Annotated in this window: 14 protein-coding genes; 4 read left to right on the top strand and 10 right to left on the bottom strand. The window is 39.7% G+C overall.

Features of this window, described 5'->3' with window-relative positions; all coding sequences use genetic code 11:
- Positions 1–4 precede the first annotated feature (4 nt).
- Together H5161_RS01235 and H5161_RS01230 are read left to right on the top strand one after the other, a co-directional pair.
- Positions 5–406, top strand: coding sequence for a GNAT family N-acetyltransferase (locus H5161_RS01235; RefSeq protein ID WP_024596205.1), 402 nt, complete (start codon positions 5–7; stop codon positions 404–406).
- A gap of 25 nt (positions 407–431) precedes the next feature.
- A complete protein-coding gene (locus H5161_RS01230) occupies positions 432–4,934 on the top strand; it encodes an EAL domain-containing protein (RefSeq protein WP_182768531.1) in 4,503 nt (1,500 codons plus the stop codon).
- Between the two features lie 16 nt (positions 4,935–4,950).
- Here the strand turns inward: H5161_RS01230 and H5161_RS01225 are convergent, their stop codons facing one another.
- Together H5161_RS01225 and H5161_RS01220 are read right to left on the bottom strand one after the other, a co-directional pair.
- The gene (locus H5161_RS01225; protein ID WP_182692458.1) at positions 4,951–5,904 is read right to left on the bottom strand and encodes an ion transporter; all 954 of its coding nucleotides are present in this window, start codon (positions 5,902–5,904) and stop codon (positions 4,951–4,953) included.
- Positions 5,904–8,573, bottom strand: a complete 2,670-nt coding sequence (locus H5161_RS01220) for a bifunctional acetate--CoA ligase family protein/GNAT family N-acetyltransferase (RefSeq protein ID WP_039488310.1) — start codon at positions 8,571–8,573, stop codon at positions 5,904–5,906. The genes H5161_RS01225 and H5161_RS01220 overlap by 1 nt, the downstream gene beginning before the upstream one ends.
- 114 nt (positions 8,574–8,687) lie before the next feature.
- Between H5161_RS01220 and H5161_RS01215 the strand changes: the two genes are divergently transcribed.
- Positions 8,688–9,404, top strand: coding sequence for an SIMPL domain-containing protein (locus H5161_RS01215; protein WP_182671393.1), 717 nt, complete (start codon positions 8,688–8,690; stop codon positions 9,402–9,404).
- Positions 9,405–9,412: 8 nt separating this feature from the next.
- The gene (locus H5161_RS01210; RefSeq protein WP_182768530.1) at positions 9,413–9,856 is read left to right on the top strand and encodes a hypothetical protein; all 444 of its coding nucleotides are present in this window, start codon (positions 9,413–9,415) and stop codon (positions 9,854–9,856) included.
- Here H5161_RS01210 and H5161_RS01205 read toward each other — a convergent pair.
- The 8 genes from H5161_RS01205 to H5161_RS01170 all read right to left on the bottom strand — a co-directional run bounded on the left by H5161_RS01205 (position 9,839) and on the right by H5161_RS01170 (position 16,866).
- Complete coding sequence (locus H5161_RS01205) at positions 9,839–10,507, bottom strand: hypothetical protein (RefSeq protein WP_002962577.1); 669 nt, start codon at positions 10,505–10,507, stop codon at positions 9,839–9,841. The genes H5161_RS01210 and H5161_RS01205 overlap by 18 nt on opposite strands.
- A 90-nt stretch (positions 10,508–10,597) precedes the next feature.
- On the bottom strand, positions 10,598–12,433 hold the full coding sequence (locus H5161_RS01200) for a DUF885 family protein (RefSeq protein ID WP_182724709.1): 1,836 nt from the start codon (positions 12,431–12,433) through the stop codon (positions 10,598–10,600).
- A gap of 79 nt (positions 12,434–12,512) precedes the next feature.
- On the bottom strand, positions 12,513–13,649 hold the full coding sequence (hemW, locus tag H5161_RS01195) for a radical SAM family heme chaperone HemW (protein ID WP_002962575.1): 1,137 nt from the start codon (positions 13,647–13,649) through the stop codon (positions 12,513–12,515).
- A complete protein-coding gene (locus H5161_RS01190; protein ID WP_002962573.1) occupies positions 13,646–14,245 on the bottom strand; it encodes an XTP/dITP diphosphatase in 600 nt (199 codons plus the stop codon). Before H5161_RS01190 ends, hemW begins: the two co-directional genes overlap by 4 nt.
- Before the next feature lie 4 nt (positions 14,246–14,249).
- The gene (locus H5161_RS01185; protein ID WP_154903714.1) at positions 14,250–14,693 is read right to left on the bottom strand and encodes a DUF4426 domain-containing protein; all 444 of its coding nucleotides are present in this window, start codon (positions 14,691–14,693) and stop codon (positions 14,250–14,252) included.
- A 60-nt stretch (positions 14,694–14,753) separates the two neighbouring features.
- A complete protein-coding gene (locus tag H5161_RS01180; RefSeq protein WP_002962568.1) occupies positions 14,754–15,287 on the bottom strand; it encodes a YggT family protein in 534 nt (177 codons plus the stop codon).
- 26 nt (positions 15,288–15,313) lie between these two features.
- Complete coding sequence (gene proC / locus H5161_RS01175) at positions 15,314–16,135, bottom strand: pyrroline-5-carboxylate reductase (protein WP_039488316.1); 822 nt, start codon at positions 16,133–16,135, stop codon at positions 15,314–15,316.
- A gap of 17 nt (positions 16,136–16,152) precedes the next feature.
- The gene (locus H5161_RS01170) at positions 16,153–16,866 is read right to left on the bottom strand and encodes a YggS family pyridoxal phosphate-dependent enzyme (protein ID WP_182768529.1); all 714 of its coding nucleotides are present in this window, start codon (positions 16,864–16,866) and stop codon (positions 16,153–16,155) included.
- Positions 16,867–16,868 lie beyond the last annotated feature (2 nt).

Here is a 16,868-nt window from a genome sequence, read left to right as displayed (position 1 = left end):
AAAAATGTATAAAGTTGAAGTGTTAAATGAACTAAAAACCCCACTTGTGAATAAATTCTACAAAAAGCACAGCGTAAGAGGGCGTGCTAATAAACAAGATAAGGTATGGGTTACTTACTATAATAATGAAATAGTGGCAGCATGTAGGTTACAAGATAAAACAGAGTTTTTATTTTTATCTACCATGTTTGTTGCGCTGGAACATCGCGGTAAAGGGATTGCAAAACAATTGCTTTCAACACTCTTAAAGTCGCAAAATAGAGAGATAAAGACCTTCGCATATGAAAACGTAGCTGATTTATATTGTGCTATTGGTTTTAACCAGGTGTTAACATATACTCTTGCTTTACAAGTACTTTTTGATACTTACAAACATCGAAATATAGTCGCTCTAGAGTACCCATAATAATAAATAATAATATGGAATAAGCATGAGTAAATACGTTAATGGGATCATTAGTTGCTTTGTAGTTTTAATAACTATTCTAAGTTGCCAAGTAGGGGCACAAGTAAAACGTTTATCTCCTAGCGAAGGCTTATCACAAAGCTACGTTAATACAATGCTTATAGACACTAACGGTTACCTTTGGCTTTCGACAGAGGCCGGGCTTAATCGTTATGATGGCTATCAAGTTATTCCAATAAACGGCCCTAATGGTGAGTTAGAAGAGGCGATCATCGATCGTATTTACCAAGACCCTCAAGGGCACATTTGGATAGCCTCTTTACTTGCAGGCCTGTTTAGATACGACCCCGTAACAGATTCATATCAGCAATTTCTAGAAAAACCGACCAGTGAAGAAGAAATTATCAATCAGTCTGTTTTTAGTATGGTGGCCGTTGATAAAAAAACACTTTGGATTGGGCGAGGCCGCGATTTTGCAAAGCTTGATATCGCAACCGGAAAAATAACAACTATTTTTGAGCTTCCGGCTAAATATAAAAATACCCTTGTGAGAAAGCTGTTTGCCTACAATGGTTATATATTTATAGGTACAAGCCATGGTGCATACGTATTTGATATTGCCACCGAGCAAGTTAGACCTCTACAGCATTTAAAAGGTGAAGCTGAGCATATTTACCAAAATAATGTGAAGTCTTTCGCATTAGGTGAAAATAAACAGTTGTTAGTAGGGGCGGTACAAGGCTTATACGAAGTTGATATTAGTAACTTATCAAAAATGTTTGAACGCCCAGATTTACCTTTTAAAAGTAAGGTATTACTAAGTGACTTAAATGTTTGGAGCATAGTAAACGAACACGGAACAATAGATTTAGCTACCGACAAAGGCTTGTTTAAATTTGATTTAAACACAAAAGAGATGATTAAAAATACTCGAATAGCCAAAAGTAAGTACACACTTGCCGATACCAGTATTATTGATATGGCTAAAGATAAATCGGGTGGTACATGGGTTGCGACTAAGACTGATGGAGCGTTTTACTTATCTCACGACAGCTATCATTTTAATAATGTCGATGGCACTTTGCTCGGGGGGGATGGTTTATCACATCACTCTATCTGGGGGATTACCGAATATAAAGACAAGCTTTGGCTTGCAACGCATAACGGTATTACCGAGGTTGATTTAAAAACAAATATTGGTAAAGCTTATTTAAAAGACTACAAAGTCGACTTACTCACCACTGAGTTTACCGTATATGAAATAACGCCCTATAAAGATAATTTATGGCTTTATACAAACCGTGGTTTATTTATTTTTGACCCTGTAACGCATCAAGTTAGCGAACCAAAAGTGCATAACCCTGCTGATCAAGAGCTGATTACTGGTAGAGTGCATGGCGTTACACTAATGCCAAATGGCGATCTATACTTTGTGCACTCAGATCATGGGGTATTTATATACAATATAGATTCTCAAGTAATAACGCGTCTGGGTGGCCAGTTTGACCAGTTTGAACCCTTTTTAGCTCATGGCTTTTTACCCGCGTTGAGCAATAAGCCAGACTCGCCACTATTTTTTAATGCTGGAATTTTATATCAAGTAAACCCAAGTGATTTAGCACTTAAAATGATTTACAAAGTGCCAAAGCAGCACGAAAACGTAGCCATTAGCGTGCTTTCTTATTTAATTGATAACAACAATATATTGTGGATATCACTTTCTAATTTTGGCTTGATAGGCCTTGACGCATCTACTTATCAATTAGTACATACAATCGATTTAGAGAGGAATAAATTAGGCACATTGCTTTACGATATGGTGCTAGATGATGATGGCATGATCTGGATGAGTAGCCATAAAGGCATTTGGCGATTAAACCCAGAAACACTTCATTTTCAACAATTTTCTACGTCAGAAGGGTTACTCTCTGCTGAGTTTAATAGTAACGCCATGGCACAGCTTAAAGATGGCCATATTGCGTATGGTAGCTTAAAAGGTTTTACTTATTTTCACCCAATGGAAAACCAAAATTACCAGTCACTTATTGATCACGTAAATATTACGCGAGTTGATTTAATGTCACGAGATCTATCGCTTGATTTAAAACAGCCTCTTAACGAGGTTGTGTTAAACCATGATGATATTGGGCTTGAAGTGGCATTTTCGGCTATGGCATTTAGTAATCAAGAACGCATTATTTATGAGTATCAACTCGATAACGGACAAAAAAGTTATACTCGAAATAACAACCGCGTATTGTTTCCAAAATTGAATCCAGGTAATTACCAATTAAAAGTTTGGGCTAAAGACCCCCTGACTGGCGAATATACCTCGCCTGCTATTTTAAAAATAAAAGTAAAGTATCCGCTTTGGCGTGCACCTTATTTTATGGTGCTTTACGCCATGCTGTTTATTGGTTTTGTTGCTATGTGGGTTATGCGCCGTAATAAAATTCAGCGTATTTTATTGGCAGCAAATAAAGAAAGTAAAGAAAGCGAAGCGCGTTTAAAATTAGCACTTGAAGGCAGCGAATCGGGTGTCTGGGATTGGGAGTCGAGCAACCCAAGCATTTACCAACCCCGCTTAGCGAGTGAGTTAAGCTACGAAAATGAAACCGTAAGCCTTGATGAATATTTATCTAAAATTCATCCGCAGGACAAACAGCTATTTCGCTTAGAGTGGCTTGAATTTTTATCTACCGATAAAGGCTACTTTAATTGTACCTACCGCCTGCGCCATGCAAAAGGCTATTGGCGCTGGTATAAGGACTTTGGAAAAGTAGTTGAGTGGGATGATAAAACTCCACAAAAAGTAGCGGGTACTTATACAAATATGACCCGTGAGATGGTGTTTGAAGAACACGCTTTACTATTTACGGCAGCATTTGAGCAAACACGTGATTGGGTGTTTATACTCGATAAAAACTTAAATATTCGGGCTTCTAATAAATCACTGCAAACCGCCTTTAACTTCTCCGCTGAGTCGTTATCTAGCCGGACTTTAAATTTAGGTATATCGCGCAGCAATCGTTTTGATTATTTACGCATTATGCAAAAGCTATCTGTTGGGGAGCATTTTTCGTGCGAAGACAGTGTGGTTTTAGCTAATGGTGAATCGCGTCATGTACTTGTGAAAATAAGTGCAGTGGCCGATAACGAGCAGCGCCTTAATAGTTATGTCATTATTTTAACCGATATAAACGCACAAAAATCAGCTGAAAACGAGCTGCACCTATTGGCCAACTACGATGCCTTAACTGGGCTGCCAAATCGTACATTATTTAATGACCGCGTTGAACACGCCCTTGAACAAGCAAAACTGCATGGATGCAAAGTGGCTTTGTTACATATCAATATTAAACGTTTTAAATACTTTAATGACTCATTAGGGCACGAAGCGGCTGATGAGCTAATTAAAGAAGTTGCTGAGCGCTTAAAGTGCTCTTTGCGACCATCGGATAGTGTTGCGCGATTTGGTGGCGATGAGTTTGTCGTGTTAGTAGAAGATATTCATCAGATAGAGCAAGTACTTATAATATGTACTAAGTTGATGGATTGCGTGAATCAAAATATTGCGATTAATGGTCAAGTTGTAAACGTTAATTTAAGTATTGGTGTGTCGATATCGCCAGATGACGCAGAGCAAGGCCCCGCACTTTTAAAAGCTGCGAGCATAGCGTTATATCATGCAAAAGACTCTTTAGAAGGGCGCTACCAGTTTTATAAGCAAGAGATGAACCAGCATGTTCAAAGAGCGCTGCATCTTGAATCTCAGCTTACTAGAGCGTATCGAGAAGAAGAGTTTTGTAATTACTATCAGCCTATTATTAATGCTAAGAGCCAAAAAACAGAAGGCTTTGAAGTGCTGCTGCGTTGGCCCGAAAATAAACTAGTACAAACTCAAGAGTTTTCGCTGGCTGCAGAGGGGATAGGCTTAATTACAAAAATTATGCTGCAGACCTTTGCGCGCGCTTTATTGGAGTTAAAAGAGTGGCGAAAAGCCTCACCTAACCTGTATTTATCTATTAACTTATCAGCACTAGATTTTGAGTTTAAAGAACTCGTACCTGAAATTAAAAAAGCGTTAAATAATTCAGGTGTATCATCTGAGGCAATTGTTTTTGAAATAACCGAATCAATATTAATGCGTGATTCAAAAGAAGCGCTGCACAGCATGGAACAACTTAAAAAGTTGGGTTGTAGATTGTACATGGATGATTTTGGTACAGGTTACGCATCACTTACTTATTTAAAGCGTTTCCCTATTGATGTACTTAAAATAGATAGAAGCTTTGTACAAGACATAGGCATAGACTCTGATGATGAGGCCATTATCCAATCAACACTCGCGCTTGCAGATAGTTTAGGCAAAGAGTGTGTCGCTGAGGGCGTAGAAAGCTCGCACCAACTTGCTTTTTTAAAGGCGAGAGGGTGCAAGCATTTCCAAGGGTATTTATTTAGTAAACCGGTACCTAATACCGAAGTACTCGCGCTTATTAATCGCGATTGGAGTGATATATTCAATTGAGAATAGTCGCACGGATTTAGGGCCTTTTACCGCAGTGTCTGCAAAACAAATGGCTGTTATGCTCATTTAACTGCGTTTTAATGGCCTTATTAGCTTCAAGTTTACTCAAGCCTAGCTTATGGCGTAGCTCTTCTAGGTGTACTTGTTGGGTGTCATTAAGTGTGCCATCTTGAATTGACTCGTGCACAGCGTCTTCAAAAAACTGACGGCGTTTACGTATCTGTTCTGAAAAACTAGACGCCAGTAATCCGGTAGGAATAGCGACCATACCCATGCTCAGTAGTGTGATAACGCCACCGAAAAACTTACCCAATGGCGTTATAGGTACTACATCGCCATAACCAACGGTCGTTAGTGTTGCCATTGCCCACCACATAGCCGCAGGAATAGAGCCAAATTTATCGGGTTGTATATCGTGCTCAATTAAATAAATTCCGCATGAAGCTAAAATAAGCACAACGGCCATTATAAAAAAAGCAGCCATTAATGAACTACCTTCATCGTTAAAGGCTTTTAAAAGTAGTTGCATGGCGCGTGAGTAGCGAGTGAGTTTAAATACTCTTAATAATCTGAGTATGCGTAAAAAACGTAAATCGAGAGGAAATAAAAACATCATTAAGCTTGGCAAAATCGCTATTAAGTCGATTAACGCAAGTGGTGATAAAAAATACTTTAATCTGCGTTTACTGTTTGAGCCTTCCATTGCTTCATATTGTGTTTTATCTACACAGGCCCAAAGCCTGGCTAAGTATTCAATAGCAAAAATAGCGACCGATACAATTTCTAAAACTAAGAATTCGTAGTAATACTGCTCTGCCACACTTGGGATTGACTCAATAACAATGGCTACAACGTTAATCATTATTAAGCTAATGAGTGCAATATCAAGAATATGCCCTGAACGTTGATATTGACCTGTACCTTCAAACAGGCAAGCCATTTTTTGGCGTAAAGTTTGCGGTTCATTCATTATTTAAGTTTAAGTACCATGTTAATACTGCCTTCTTCAAAGTCGCGACTAATTTTAAAACCTAGCTTACGGGCAAGTTCAATCATCCCTGTATTCTCTGGTAAGGTTATGCCTTCAATCGACTCTACACCTTGGCGTTTGCAGTGATTAATTGCAGCGCTCATTAGTATACGACCAAGCCCTAAGCCTTGGCAGTCTGAGCGTACTACAATAGCAAACTCAGCATGTAGGTTATCGGGGTCCATAATGACGCGAGACACACCCAGTGTACGGGTTTTACCTTCAAAGCGTTGGCACACAATAAACGCCATTTCACGGTCGTAATCAATTTGCGTCATTTTAGCGAGTTGATCGTGGTTAAACTGTGGAAGCTCGCCAAAAAAGCGTTTATATCTGTCTTCTTTGTTAAGTGACTCGTCAAATACTTTATGGGCTTGTTCATCTTCCGGTTTTATCGGTCTGAGCGTAGCTTGAGTGTTATTTTTAAGTGTTACCACTTCAACAAGTTCAATAGGGTAGGGACGAATAGATAAGCGCTTACGATTGCTCTGAGCTTGATAGCGGTTAAGTGTCATAGTGGCATCGAGCACTAAAAACTGTCCATTGCTGGCAAGTATAGGATTTAGTTCCATTGAGCTTATATCGGGTTGATCAATAACTAACTGAGAAATACGCGTTAGCAGTGCACATAAACGATACTTATCAACTTTCTCGGGGAGTATGCGCTCCTTTAATACGCCTTTGTCGTGCGCTGCGGCAATTAAATACTTTGCCAAGTTCATATTCAGTGGAGGCAGAGCAACGGCGGCTTGTGCATATTCAAGGCCGGTGCCTGCTTCACCTAATAATATAACTGGGCCAAAATTAGGCTCGGTTTTAATTGCAATTCGCAGCTCATTTGCGCCTGCTCGCGGCGCCATTTTTTGTAATGAAAACCCTTCAATAACAGCATCCGGATAAGTGTTTTTAATACGGATAAGCATCGCAAAAGCAGTTTGTTCAACCTCGTTGGCGTCGTTTAAATTAAGCACCACCCCACCTACTTCAGACTTTGAGGCAATACTTGGACTAATCAGTTTTAATGCGACTGGAAAACCAAGCTCTATGGCTTGCTCTTTGGCTTCTGTTGGGGTGTAAGCGACCTCAGTTTGAATGCATTTAATACCATAGTGGTTCAATACTTGGCTTGCCTGATGAGTAGGTAAGTAGCTTTGTCCATCATCTAAAAACTCATTAATAAGGGTTCTAGCTGCCACCTTATTTATTTTAGCGTCATCAGTGTTCGACTCAGGTGTTTGCGTTAAATGCTTTTGGTTACGACGATACGTTACCAAGTGCATAAATGCGCCTACAGCCCCTTCGGGCGTACGATAAGTGGGTATTGCGTTGTTTGAGCACACTTTTCTGGCGGCGTAAGATGCGTCTTCACCCATAAAGTTAGTTATAACGTAAGGGCGCGCCATTTTGGGTAATGTTTGTAAGGTTTCTACAATAATGTTGGCGTAGTCTTCGCTGGGCGCAAGCGCTGAGGGAGTATGGATAATCAGTAAGTTTTTAACTTCTTTTGCGTGCAGTAAAATTTCTAATGCTTGCTTATAACGCGCAGGTGCTGAGTCGCCAAAAATATCCACAGGGTTTGAGGTGGTTTCTGATTGCGGAATGACTTTATTTAGCGCATTTCGGGTTTCAATGCTTAGTTCTGCTAATTTACCGGAGCTTTGAATTAGCTCATCAACGGCCATAACACCTGGGCCGCCACCATTAGTTAAAATTGTCAGTTGTTCTACTTTTAATAATTTTGGATGCATGGCGAGTGTTTGTGTCGCTGCAAATAGCTCTCGTAAATCATTTACACGCAGCATACCCGCTCGTTGAAATAACGCATCGTAAACAGCGTCAGAGCTTTGCTTTCCGCCGGTGTGAATTTCGGCTGCAAGTGCGCCTGCAGTTGTTTTACCTGTTTTAATCGCAATTACAGGCTTACTAAAGGCCGCGGCTCTTGCTGCTGATATAAAACCACGAATATCTTCAATGTTATCTATGTAGAGTAAAATAGCTTTGGTTTTAGCATCACGACCTAAAAAGTCGAGTAGTTCATTAAAGTTTATATCAAGGCAATCGCCTACTGATACAAAATATGAAAAGCCAATTTCTTTGTTTTTAGCCCAATCTAAAATGGTTGAGCATACTGCTGCTGATTGCGATACAAATGCTATTTTACCTGGGCTTGCCACGGTATGTGAAAAGCTCGCATTTAACCCAATATGAGGGATCAGCAAGCCTAAACAGTTGGGTCCAAGCAAAGTAACTTGCTTGGCTTGAGCGCATGCTTTAAGCGCGCTTTTTTGCTCCCCAGACAGCCCATCGGCAATAACAATAGCGGTTTTACAGCCAAGCTCTCCAAGCTGCTCAATAATATCAATTAAGGTGTTTTTGTTAGTACAAATAACAGCAAGGTCAGGTACTTTTGGTAAGTCAGCAATAGAGGGGTAAGCAAGTACGCCATGTACTGCGCTATGGCTTGGAGTAACAGGCATTATCGGCCCTTTAAAGCCACCTTGAAGTAAGTTGCGCATAACCACAAAACCAGCCCGAGTTGATATGTTAGAGGCGCCAATAACGGCCACTGAGCTTGGGTTAAAAAATTGGGTTATACGCTTAAGGCTCATGGTTTTTCCTAGGCTGATTAAATTTTGCGTTATTTATAGTCTCAATGTACCCTGTTTACTGTGTTATTTCGAGCGTCTCGATGCTTATTATTGATATCAATCAAGGAGATTATTGTGAATAAAAACCCCGGTTTTTACATTGTTATAGCGGCTATTTGTTTAAGTATAGGCTTAATTAGCTTAGGGTTTATTTTAAAAAGTACCGCTTTGAGTGTGAAAGGGATGGAACGTACTGTGCAGGTTAAGGGATTGGCCGAGCGAGAAGTAATAGCCGATACGGTAATTTGGCCTCTGCAATTTAGTGATGCCGACAATAACCTTGAAAAATTAGTAAGCCGAGTTGAGAAAAAAAATGATGCGGTAACTGCTTTTTTAAAACTCCATGGTTTTGACGACGATGAAATAACAATAGGTAGCCAGTCAGTTATTGATAAGCAAGCACGTGAATACAGTAATGAAAATCAACAATTTAGATACATAGTGCGCTCAAATATTATTGTTTATTCTGCTGCGCCAGATAAAGTGCAAAACGCGCTGAGTAAAGTAAGCCAACTTGCTAAACAAGATATCGCAATAGTGCAAGATAGCTACGAAACAAAAGTTGAATACATTTTTACAGGCCTCAATGATGTAAAGCCTGCGATGGTGCAAGAAGCAACTGAAAAAGCGCGTGAAGTCGCTAATAAATTTGCTAAAGACTCTAATTCAAAATTAGGCAAAATAAAAACAGCTCGCCAAGGGCAATTTAGTATCAGTAATCGAGATTCAAACACACCGCAAATAAAAAATATAAGAGTGGTAACCAGTGTTGAATATTACTTAAATGACTAGGAAATAATATGTCAGAGTCTAAATATGGTCAGTTTGTACTGGCGCCCCGTTCGTATTTTTTCACTGCTATAGCGAGCGTAGTATTTGCGTTTATAGGCTTTAGTTATAATGCATGGCAGATGGAGGCAAGTGAAGATAACAACAATACACGCATTGCTAGCTTTCAAATCTTACAAGTACTAGCCGAGCTTGAGCTTATTGTATTTGCAGCACATTACGATAATAACAAAATAGATGGCAGCCCCAGAAAAGGCTGGGTTAAAGTTAACTTAATTCATGACTTAAGCTACTTAGCCGTTGATAAAGTACATTTAAAAACAAAAGACTTACAAAAGGTCTGGCAAACAAATTGGCCAAATATGGTTGATCACCAAAGTGCTGCGCAATCTATTACACATGCCATAGACAGTGTGCGTACAGAAGTTGTGAGTGAATTAAAGCGCCTTGATTAAGTGAGCAACTTGCGCCGTTGAGCGTTGCAAGTAAGCGGCGCTCAGTAAAATTGTGGTCTCGTTAACTTTTTGCCCTTTTATTACGTTGGCAAGCTGTTGTTTAGCGTTAGGATTTTGTTTTTGCTCTATTTCCATTAATGCTAACAAAGCTGAAAATTCATGCTTTACCGGTGTGCTAGGTTTATTTGCATAGGCTATGTAGCAGGCAACCGGTGTTAAGCCATGAGAGTTGGGCTGCGCCAGCGCTTTAGCTAACTCATCATTTGATTCAAACAACATCAAAGAGCGCACATAGTTAAATGGCAGCTTTGTAGCATCGGCATGCTTAAACACATTGTGCAGTACGTTATTTCCTTGTGTATCTTGTACTAAAAAGCCTTTATTTACTTTCAGCGCAGGGGTAAAAAAGCTCAATGCGTCAATATTAGTGAGTTGATTAATAAATGGAGAAGGCGCTGTGTTAGAGCTTAATATCCGCGTTGCTATGTTTTGCATAAAGTCATACTTAACACTTAACCGTTGGGCGCTGTCATATAAATGGTTAAGCTGCAAAGTTTGCTGAGCAGGGCTTAACTGCTTAAAGTCGTTATCGAGCTCATTTAACTGCTGCTTTGAAATACGCGCATTAAGTAGTTGTATGCTTAAATCCATTATTATTTCCAAAAATCTTTTTTACTACTATAAAACAAAAAAGGCCGCAAATGCGACCTTTCATATTTAAAGCAATTGTTTAAATTGGTTTTAAGCTTTTTTGCTTGCTACCCATTCATTAACAAAGTTCTCTAGTACATTTAGTGGTACAGGACCATTTTTAAGCACTACGTCGTGGAACTGGCGAATATCAAACTTATCACCAAGTTGCTTTTTAGCGTCTTCACGAAGTTCTAAAATCTTAAGCATACCCACTTTATAAGCCGTTGCTTGTGAAGGCATTACAATGTGACGCTCAACCATTTTAACACCGTCAGATGTTGCATTAGGCGTGTTATTTACGTAGTAATCAATACCTTCTTGGCGAGTCCACTTCATCGCGTGAATACCCGTATCAACCACTAGACGACATGCGCGCCATAGCTCCATTGAAAGACGACCAAAATCTGAGTAAGGGTCTGAGTACATGCCCATTTCTTTAGGAATGAACTCTGAGTATAAACCCCAACCTTCAATATACGCTGTGTAACCACCAAATTTACGGAACTTAGGAACGCCTTCTAGTTCTTGCGAAATAGCGATTTGCATGTGGTGACCCGGAATACCTTCGTGGTAAGCAAGTGCTTCCATTTGATATGTTGGCATAGCTTCCATGTCATAAAGGTTAGCGTAGTAAATACCTGGGCGTGAACCATCTGGAGCTGGCTGTTGGTAAAATGCCTTGCCCGCTGCTTTTTCACGGAATGCTTCAACTGCTTTTACTTTTAAATCAGCTTTTGGTTTAACAATGAATAACTCATCTAAGCGTGTTTTCATTGTATCAATAAGTCCAGTGGCTTCATCAAGGTAGCGTTGCTTACCTTGTGCATCATTAGGGTAGTAAAATTGTTTGTCAGTTTTCATAAACTGCATAAACGCTTTTAAGTCGCCTTTAAAGCCTACTTTATCTTTAATTTCACGCATTTCATCATGAATACGTGTCACTTCAGATAAACCAATTGCATGAATTTCTTTAGCCGTTAAATCTGTTGTTGTAGTGCGCTTAAGTGCGTTGTTATAAAACGCTTTGCCATCTGGTAATTTCCATGCGCCATCGCGATCATCAGCACGTTTCTCAAGCTGCGCTAGGTAATTAATTAGCTTAGAGTAAGATGGTTTAACAGCCGATTTTAATGCATCTGATGCATCGCTGATTAACGAGTCTTTTTCGTCTTGGCTAATTTCAAGCGCTGTTACTTTGCGTTTAAAGTCAGCAAGCAATGTAGAATCATCGCCTTTTTCAAACGGTGCACCGTGAATAATGTTTTTGCTTGAATCAATAACATGCGGGAATACAAATTTAGGGGCTATGATGCCTTTTTCTGCACGTACAGTTAAATCAACGATAAGCTGATCAATAACACCAGTTACACCATTTAGGCGTGAAATGTAGTCTTTAGCTTCTTTTACATTACTAATTGAGTGCTGATTAATTAAAAACGCAGGGATCATAGAATGCGTACCAAACATTTGGTTCACAGGGTAATTATGGTAGCGCCATTTAAAGTCAGCAATTGAGCTTTCAAGATCCTGTTTTTTTAAGTCGTAGCTAACTTTTGTTGCATCATCTAATAGATCACGATTAATTGCTTTTAATGCAACTAGGTCAGCTTTTGTTTGTGCTAAATCTTTAAGCTTTCTTTCTTCGCTGCCATCGTCCCATTTATCGTAATCTTGCTTAATCCCCATGTATGTTTGATATACAGGGCTGCTCATTACATCGCGGTTAAATGTATCTTCAAAAAATGCATTGGCTTTGTCTATTTCACTTTGTTGTGATTGAACTGCTTGTGCAATAGGGGCTGAAGTAGATTGTTGTGTTGTTTGCTGGCAGCCAGCAAGTAGTGCAACGCTTACTGCGGCCGCAATAAAAGTGAGTTTACGCATTGTTTTCCCTTTTGTTGTTAGAAACCCATTAGGGTGATTTATATTTATTAGTTTTATATTGTTGTGCAGTGCCTTAGCGCTACACAAACAATTCTAGCAGGTCATTTAAAAAGCGATGACCTTTTAAGGTTACCTGCCAATGGCTGTCTGTTTGAGTCAATAAACCTTTATTTATTGCTTGGTTTAATGCACTTTGCTGACTTTGCAGCGGCAGTGTTGTTAGTTTATTAAAATCATTAATTGGGCAAGGCTCAACAAGGCGAAAGCGATTCATAAAAAATTCAAACGCTAAATCGTCCTGCTCTACATGCCAGCTTTTATACATATATGGTTTAATTAAATCCATATAGCCGCGTGGATGTTTAACCTTTTCGGTACGCGTTATAAGCCCTGTATTTGCATCAGTAACCTTACCATGTGCGCCGCAGCCAATACCGAGATAATCGCCAAAACGCCAATAATTTAAGTTATGTTGGCATTGATAGCCCGGTTTTGCATAGCCCGATATTTCGTATTGCACGTAACCTGCTTGCGCGAGTAACTCAACCCCTTGTTCTTGAATGTCCCACAGTGTTTCATCTTGTGGCAAGGTAGGGGGCTTTGAAGCAAACTGAGTATTGGGTTCAATAGTTAGTTGATACCAAGATATATGCGGTGGATCGAGCGCTATTATTTGTTTTAAATCACTCAGAGCATCATCAAGTGTTTGCCCAGGTAAGCCATGCATTAAATCAAGGTTAAAGCTATTTAAACCGGCTTCTTTAGCTTGTTGCGCGGCATAGTTTGCCTCGTCGCTGCCATGAATCCGACCAAGTGCTTTTAACTTGTCGTTTTGCATGCTTTGCACACCGATAGAAATACGGTTAATGCCTGCTTTTACGTAATCTTTAAAGCGACCTGTTTCTACTGTACCAGGGTTGGCTTCAAGGGTGATTTCGCAGTGTTCTTCAAGCCCAATTAGGTTGTCGACTTCATTTAATAAACGGGTATAAGCTGCACCAGTTAATAAGCTTGGTGTGCCGCCACCAATAAAAATGCTGTGAATTTTACGTCCTTGCACTAAGTGCAAATCTGCTTTTAAGTCATCAATTAAGTGTTGAACATATTCAGCTTCAGGTATTTCACCTTTTTGTCCGTGGCTATTAAAATCGCAGTACGGGCATTTTTGCACGCACCAAGGCACATGCACATATAAGCTCAGTGGTGGAAGGTTCACAGGCCGCCTTTTTGCTGTAGTTCTAGTAATAATTTTTGCAGCGCTTGTCCGCGATGACTCACTGCATTTTTTTGCTCTTTTGTAAGCTCAGCACTCGTACAATTTTTCTCTGCTACAAAAAACACAGGATCGTAACCAAATCCACCATTGCCATTTTGAGTGAGCGTAATTTCGCCCTCCCAACTAGCACTACAAATAAGCGGAGTAGGGTCGTCTGCGTGGCGCATTAACACCAGTACACACCAAAAGCGTGCACTGCGAATAGGATTATCACCTAAATCTACAAGTAACTTATCAATGTTATCTTGATCGCTGGCACCTGGGCCTGCAAAACGAGCTGAGTAAACACCGGGCGCGCCATTTAAGCCATCAACTTCTAAACCTGAGTCATCGGCAATAGCAGGCATACCAGTAATTTTAGCGGCATGGCGCGCTTTAATAATGGCATTTTCAACAAAGGTAGTGCCGGTTTCGGCAACTTCACCTACGTTAAAATCGCTCTGTGGAACTACATTAATATTCAGAGAGCTTAGCATGTTAGCTAGCTCTTTTACTTTGCCAGGGTTACCTGTAGCAAGTACTAAAGTTTTGGTCATGTTATTAATCTACGTAAAATTTTTGCTGAAACTGTAATTTTTGAAATTGATTACTTTGTTGTATTTCAATCTCAAAGCGTAAAATCTCTTCGTTGGTGTAATCAACTTGGGCAAGGTAATAAATTGACTCACCTTCTTTTACTTCTTTAAAAGTAAGCGTTTGTTTGTTGCCAAGTAGGTTTTTAGCTGTGCCTGTAAGCTTTGCCGTTTGTGCTGTTTTATCGGCATCATTTTTTAATATAGAAATGTTTACAACCCCTTTGTAGCCACTGCGCTCAAGGTTGTACGCTTTTGCTATTTTTGGCTGAATAAAAGTAGAAGGAAAGGCGATGTAATGCACTTGCCAAGGGCCAAGCTCTTTGTATTGTGCGCCCTGCATTTCTTCGCTTTGCGCGTTAAATGCAAATGCTAAACAAGCAATAAAACAAAACTTAATTAAACGGTTCATTATGTATTCCTCAAAACATATAAAAAAGAGGCCTTTGGGCCTCTAATTAAAAAATCCATATTAGACTAAAAAATCCATAAGCAGCATTTGCAAAAACTGAATACCAATAATAAGCACTAAAACTGATAAATCTAAGCCACCCATTGATGGTAATATTTTACGAATTGGTTTTAGCATTGGTTCAGTAAGCTGGTGGAAAACCGCTTCTATAGGGTTATAGCCTTGGCTAACCCAACTTAAAATAGCGCGAATAATAAGTACCCAAAATACTAAATTAAGGCCTTCTTTTAGTACCGTTATAAGTGCTTGAATAAGTACAGGCTGTATTGCCCACGCATTATATATAACAAGCATTAAAGTACTAATTTTGGCTACAGCCACTATAAATGCCAGCAACAGAGATGCTAAATCAAGTCCGCCAAACCCCGGAATGATTTTACGCAGTGGCTTTACCGCAAACGAAGTGGCTTTAACCACAAACTGGCTCATTGGATTATAAAAGTCGGCTTTTGCCCACTGCAGCCAAAAGCGCAGTAATACCACCATTAAAAACAAATCAAACAGGGTACTGATTAAAAATTGCATGGCATTCATAGTGTAACCTTCAATAAAAAGTGGTTTTAAAGTTCTTTTTCCATTTGCTCTGCACGCGCAATACACGCATCCATTGCATCGCCAACGGTTTTAGTTAAGCCTTCGTCTTTTAAGTGCTCAACAGCTGCGTGAGTAGTGCCGCCTTTAGATGTTACGTTTGAACGTAGTTGCGAAATACTAATATCAGGCTGGCTAAGTGCCATTTCGGCAGCGCCAAGGGCTGTTTGTTGTACCAGGCGACGAGCGTCTTCATCGTTAAAGCCCAGCGCTTTTGCTTTTTCTTCTATGGCTTCCATAAATAAGAAAAAGTAAGCAGGTGATGAGCCGGTTACAGCAATAATATCGTTAATTTGTGACTCTTTTTCCACCCATACAACAATGCCCGTGCATTCAAAAACTTGTTGTACAAATTCGTGTTCGCTTGGTGTTTCGCCCGCACCATATAAACCTGATACTCCGCGACCTAATAAAGATGGCGTGTTTGGCATGCAACGTACCATTTTAACGTCTTGGCCTAGCATTTCACGTAAACGTTTTACAGTTAAGCCCGCAGCAACAGAAATAAACAGTTTATCGCTAAAATCTACGCCCGACTCTTGAAACGATTTACATAAATCGCCCATCATTTGTGGTTTAACAGACAAAACAATTACATCAGCATCGCGCAGGGCTTCGTTATTGTCACTGGTGGTTTGCACCTTGAAATCAAATGCTACCTTTTCAAGCTTTTCTTGGTTGCGGTTAGTCGCAATTATGTTACTTGCGTTAAAGCCGTTTTTTACCATGCCACCAATAATGGCGTAGCTCATATTACCTGTGCCTATAAATGCGATTTTTTTATCTGACATAAATCTGTTATCACCTTTTAAGTTCGTGTTCCAAAAATGTCTGTGCCGATCCTTACCATGGTTGAGCCTGCGCTAATGGCAGCTTCAACATCGTTACTCATACCCATCGACAAAGTATCTACTTGAGGATATTGGGTCTTTAGTTTATCAAAGCAAGTTTGTAATTGCTCAAAAGATTGAATTTGCGTATCCAGTTTGTCGCTTTTAGCGGGAATTGCCATTAAACCTCGAAGTGTTAAGTGCTCACATTGGTTAATAAAATTTGCAAGTTCATCTATTTCATCGCGGCGGCAACCTGACTTTGCTTCCTCATTACTTATATTTACTTGAATAAGTATATTAAGAGGTGGTTTATCGTTTGGGCGCTGGGAATCTAATCGCTTTGCTATTTTTATGCGATCAACACTTTGCACCCAATCAAAGTTAGCAGCTACTAATGCACTTTTATTTGATTGAATAGGGCCAATGAAATGCCAAATGATGTCGCTATATGACTGTAGTTGAGCTATTTTATCTATAGCCTCTTGAACATAAGATTCACCAAATTCGCGCTGACCATGCTCATAAGCTGCAATAATATCTTCGCTTGGTTTAGTTTTAGACACTGCTAGTAGAGTAACTTCGTTAGTGTTTCGCTGTGTTTTTTTTGCCGCGTCTGCAATTCTAGCGTAGGCGGATGTGAGTCGTTCTGCTATTGTAACCATATATTTATCAGTTAGTTGTGGAGTCATAA

Origin of the sequence: Pseudoalteromonas sp. SG43-5 (assembly GCF_014164345.1) — a bacterium.
Taxonomy (GTDB): domain Bacteria; phylum Pseudomonadota; class Gammaproteobacteria; order Enterobacterales; family Alteromonadaceae; genus Pseudoalteromonas; species Pseudoalteromonas distincta.
The sequence above is the reverse complement of the archived record's forward strand: the minus strand, read 5'-3'. Positions and strand labels throughout refer to the sequence as shown.

What these genes read in the sequence shown, in the direction of transcription:
- H5161_RS01225 (WP_182692458.1), bottom strand. Translation starts at nt 5,904, where the DNA reads ATGAATGAACCGCAAACTTTACGCCAAAAAATGGCTTGCCTGTTTGAA.
- H5161_RS01185 (WP_154903714.1), bottom strand. Translation starts at nt 14,693, where the DNA reads ATGAACCGTTTAATTAAGTTTTGTTTTATTGCTTGTTTAGCATTTGCA.
- proC (WP_039488316.1), bottom strand. Translation starts at nt 16,135, where the DNA reads ATGTCAGATAAAAAAATCGCATTTATAGGCACAGGTAATATGAGCTAC.
- H5161_RS01235 (WP_024596205.1), top strand. Translation starts at nt 5, where the DNA reads ATGTATAAAGTTGAAGTGTTAAATGAACTAAAAACCCCACTTGTGAAT.
- H5161_RS01180 (WP_002962568.1), bottom strand. Translation starts at nt 15,287, where the DNA reads ATGAATGCCATGCAATTTTTAATCAGTACCCTGTTTGATTTGTTTTTA.
- H5161_RS01205 (WP_002962577.1), bottom strand. Translation starts at nt 10,507, where the DNA reads ATGGATTTAAGCATACAACTACTTAATGCGCGTATTTCAAAGCAGCAG.
- H5161_RS01200 (WP_182724709.1), bottom strand. Translation starts at nt 12,433, where the DNA reads ATGCGTAAACTCACTTTTATTGCGGCCGCAGTAAGCGTTGCACTACTT.
- H5161_RS01190 (WP_002962573.1), bottom strand. Translation starts at nt 14,245, where the DNA reads ATGACCAAAACTTTAGTACTTGCTACAGGTAACCCTGGCAAAGTAAAA.
- H5161_RS01210 (WP_182768530.1), top strand. Translation starts at nt 9,413, where the DNA reads ATGTCAGAGTCTAAATATGGTCAGTTTGTACTGGCGCCCCGTTCGTAT.
- H5161_RS01230 (WP_182768531.1), top strand. Translation starts at nt 432, where the DNA reads ATGAGTAAATACGTTAATGGGATCATTAGTTGCTTTGTAGTTTTAATA.
- H5161_RS01220 (WP_039488310.1), bottom strand. Translation starts at nt 8,573, where the DNA reads ATGAGCCTTAAGCGTATAACCCAATTTTTTAACCCAAGCTCAGTGGCC.
- H5161_RS01170 (WP_182768529.1), bottom strand. Translation starts at nt 16,866, where the DNA reads ATGACTCCACAACTAACTGATAAATATATGGTTACAATAGCAGAACGA.